General features: G+C 40.7%; 1 pseudogene. It reads right to left on the reverse strand.

Features of this window, described 5'->3' with window-relative positions:
* A pseudogene (locus tag Q0893_RS19490) lies at positions 1-779 on the reverse strand (CUB domain-containing protein); the annotation flags it as partial.

Consider the following 779-nt stretch of genomic DNA (forward strand, 5'->3'; position numbering starts at 1 on the left):
GTAAAACAACCTGTTATATCATTTGTAACGCGTACATAAATCACCTGTGGCGTACTCGTATTGGTGTACATCGTTGGGTCTGGTATCGCATTAATGCCTTCCTCTGCATCGTCCGCATCCTCATAATAAGTTGGCGTAACTCCTGTCTCTCCATTGAGAAGTAATACCTCATTGGTAGTCAAATCAAAAACCTCTTCCATATCACCAGGATTGATATCATCACATAAAATCAACTCTGGCAATACTGATGTTGGTGTCGGATTTGGTAAAACACGTATCGTTAAGGTAATTGTATCGGTACACCCAGTATCGGTATCGGTAACAACTGCATAAAGTGTTTGGGGATTAGCTGGAGCTCCGCCTACAGATGTATTCGTATAAGCCTCTGCATCTACTGCATTAGTCTGAGCATCGGCATCGGCCTGGGTCTCATAATAACTTACACTCCAACTTGCCTCGCCGCCTGTAATCTCATTATCCTTTACTGTTAAATCAAAAACAGTTATCTCATCTGCTACATCATCATCACATAACTCTAATGGTGTTGGCTGTACTGCTACTGGTGGTAATTCTACTCGAATCTCAAACATACCCGTATCAACACAACCGTTGATTGTACTTACTAAACGTACATAAATCGTTTGTGGGTTACTTGTATTGGTATAGTTACCTACATTAGCTATTGGGTTGTTTCCTAATTCAGCATCAGACTCGGTAACATGATAAGTTAAGGTAACATCCGTTTGACCTCCTATAATCTCTGAATCCTTAGTCGTTAA

The organism is uncultured Psychroserpens sp. (assembly GCF_947494225.1).
In the GTDB taxonomy this organism is placed as follows: domain Bacteria; phylum Bacteroidota; class Bacteroidia; order Flavobacteriales; family Flavobacteriaceae; genus Psychroserpens.